The organism is Rhizobacter sp. (genome assembly GCF_035702065.1).
In the GTDB taxonomy this organism is placed as follows: domain Bacteria; phylum Pseudomonadota; class Gammaproteobacteria; order Burkholderiales; family Burkholderiaceae_C; genus Rhizobacter.
Genome location: NZ_DASSRA010000147.1, coordinates 1 through 3060, shown reverse-complemented (window position 1 = coordinate 3060; position 3060 = coordinate 1). Strand labels below are relative to the sequence as shown.

Here is a 3060-nt window from a genome sequence, read left to right as displayed (position 1 = left end):
AAGGCCGTGCTCGAACCCACCGCCGAAGGCCGCGAGATCAGCACCACGCAGGCCTACGTGCGCTTCCTGACGCAGCTGCTGCGCGACAAGGAACTCGGGCCGCGCGCCGTGCCCATCCTCGTGGACGAGGCCCGCACCTTCGGCATGGAGGGCCTGTTCCGGCAGATCGGCATCTACAACCCGGCCGGCCAGAACTACACGCCGGTCGACAAGGACCAGGTCATGTACTACCGCGAAGACCAGGCCGGCCAGATCCTGCAGGAAGGCATCAACGAGGCCGGCGGCATGAGCAGCTGGATCGCGGCCGCCACCTCGTACAGCACGAACAACCGCATCATGGTGCCGTTCTACGTGTACTACTCGATGTTCGGCTTCCAGCGCATCGGCGACTTGGCCTGGGCGGCGGGCGACATGCAGGCACGTGGCTTCCTGCTCGGCGGCACCTCGGGCCGCACCACGCTGAACGGCGAAGGCCTGCAGCACGAGGACGGCCACAGCCACATCCTGGCCGGCACCATCCCCAACTGCATCAGCTACGACCCGACCTTCGCCCACGAGGTCGGCGTGATCCTGCACCACGGCCTGAAGCGCATGGTGGAGAAGCAGGACAACGTCTACTACTACCTGACCCTGCTCAACGAGAACTACCCCATGCCGGGCCTGAAGGCTGGCACGGAGGAGCAGATCATCAAGGGCATGTACCTGCTGGAAGAGGGCGCGAAGAAGACGCCGCGCGTCAACCTGCTGGGCAGCGGCACCATCCTGCGCGAGTCGATGGCGGCCAAGGAGTTGCTGGCGCAGGACTGGGGCGTGTCGGCCAACGTCTGGAGCTGCCCGAGCTTCAACGAGCTGGCGCGCGACGGCCAGGACTGCGAGCGCTGGAACCTGCTGCACCCCACCGACAAGCCGCGCGTGCCCTTCGTGGCGCAGCAGCTCGACAAGTACGCCGGCCCGGTGATCGCCTCCACCGACTACATGAAGAACTACGCCGACCAGATCCGCGCCTTCATGCCCAAGGACAAGGACGGGCGCAGCCGCACCTACAAGGTGCTGGGCACCGACGGCTACGGCCGCAGCGACTTCCGCAGCCGCCTGCGCGAGCACTTCGAAATCAACCGCCACTACATCGTGGTGGCGGCGCTGAAATGCCTTGCTGACGAAGGTACTTTGCCGGCCGCTAAAGTCGCCGAGGCGATCCAGAAGTACGGCATCAATGCCGACAAGGTCAACCCGCTGTACGCATAAGAAAAGAAAGAGACAAGAACATGGCCCTGGTGGAAGTCAAAGTCCCGGACATCGGCGACTTCAAGGACGTAGAGATCATCGAGGTGCTGGTCAAGCCCGGCGACACGGTGAAGCTCGAGCAATCGTTGGTCACGGTGGAGAGCGACAAGGCCTCGATGGAGATCCCGTCGACACGCGCCGGCGTGGTCAAGGAGCTCAAGGTCAAGCTCGGCGACAAGATCAGCGAAGGCTCCTTGCTGCTGATGATCGACGCGGCGGAAGGCGCTGCGGCCGCGGCGCCTGCTGCCCCGGCGCCAGCACCCGCCGCTGCGCCCAGCCCCGCCGCGGCTCCGGCCCCTGTGGCCGCGGCACCGGTGGAGCGCGTCGTGCCCACGGCTGCCTTGCCGGCCCCTGAACCCAGCGCGCCCGCAGGCCAGTTGCCGCACGCCTCGCCCAGCATCCGCAAGCTGGCACGGGAACTCGGCGTGCCGCTCAACGAAGTGAAGGGCAGCGGGCCCAAGGGGCGCATCACGCACGACGACGTGCATGGCTTCGTCAAGGGCGTGATGGCCGGCGACACGCGCACCCAGGCCCAAGCCGCCAAGGGCGGCGGTGCGGCGGCGGCTGGTGGCGGTGGCAACTTCCCGGGCCTGCCCGCCTGGCCGCAGGTCGACTTCGCCAAGTTCGGCCCCATCGAGCGCAAGGACCTCTCGCGCATCAAGAAGATCAGCGGCGCGGCCCTGCACCGCAACTGGGTGATGATCCCGCACGTCACCAACCACGACAACGCCGACATCACCGAGCTCGAAGCCCTGCGCGTGCAGCTCAACAAGGAGAACGAGAAGTCGGGCATCAAGGTCACCATGCTGGCCTTCGTCATCAAGGCGGTGGTGGCTGCGCTCAAGAAGTTCCCCGAGTTCAACGCCTCGCTCGATGGCGACCAGCTGGTGCTGAAGAAGTACTTCCACATCGGCTTCGCGGCCGACACGCCCAATGGGCTGGTCGTGCCCGTGCTGAAAGACGCCGACCAGAAGGGCCTGTTGCAGATCAGCAAGGAGATGAGCGAACTCGCCGCCAAGGCACGTGACGGCAAGCTCGGCCCGGCCGACATGAGCGGTGGCTGCTTCTCCATCAGCTCGCTCGGTGGTATCGGCGGGCGCTACTTCTCGCCCATCATCAACGCGCCCGAGGTAGGCATCCTCGGCCTGAGCCGTGGCGTGATGGAGCCGGTGTGGGACGGCAAGGCCTTCCAGCCGCGACTGATGCTGCCGCTGAGCCTGAGCTACGACCACCGCGTGATCGACGGCGCGGCTGCGGCTCGCTTCAATGCCTACCTCGCGCAAGTCCTGGCCGACTTCCGGAGAGTGATCCTGTGAGGCCCCCACGTCGCTGCGCTCCTGCCCCCCGAGGGGGCTCGGCTCCCCTTGGGGCGGCCCGGCGGGGAGCCGCCCTGTGACGACCGTGGTCGTCGTCCGAAAGGCCGGCCAGGTCGCCATCGCCGGTGACAGCCTGGTCACCTTCGGCGACACGCGCCTGCCGCACGGCTACGAAGACAACGAGAAGCTCTTCAAGGTGGGCGACTCGTGGATCGGCATGGCCGGCACCACGGCGCACTTTCCCGTGCTGCGGCGCGCGCTCAACTGGCTGCCGCCGGAAGAGCTGAAGCTCCACTCGCGCGACGACGTGTTCGACACCTTCCTGAAGATCCACCCCAAGCTGAAGGAAGTCTTCTACCTCAACCCCAAGGAAGAAGACGCCGACCCGTACGAGAGCTCGCAGTTCACCGCGCTCATAGCCAACGCCAGCGGCATCTACTGCGTGTACTCCTACCGCGAG

General features: G+C 66.5%; 3 protein-coding genes. All 3 read left to right on the top strand.

Annotation, left to right across the window (positions count from 1 at the left end):
* On the top strand, positions 1-1245 hold a 1245-nt coding region (locus tag VFL64_RS07020; protein ID WP_489539662.1), incomplete at its 5' end, for a transketolase-like TK C-terminal-containing protein.
* 20 nt (positions 1246-1265) lie between these two features.
* Entirely contained in the window at positions 1266-2600 is a 1335-nt protein-coding gene (gene aceF / locus VFL64_RS07015) for a dihydrolipoyllysine-residue acetyltransferase (protein WP_489539661.1), read from the top strand.
* 76 nt (positions 2601-2676) lie between these two features.
* The coding region (locus VFL64_RS07010) for an Ntn hydrolase family protein (protein ID WP_489539660.1) at positions 2677-3060 on the top strand (384 nt) is incomplete at its 3' end.

Bases quoted from the DNA above. Each gene is read 5' to 3' on its own strand.
- aceF (WP_489539661.1), top strand. From the start codon at position 1,266: ATGGCCCTGGTGGAAGTCAAAGTCCCGGACATCGGCGACTTCAAGGAC.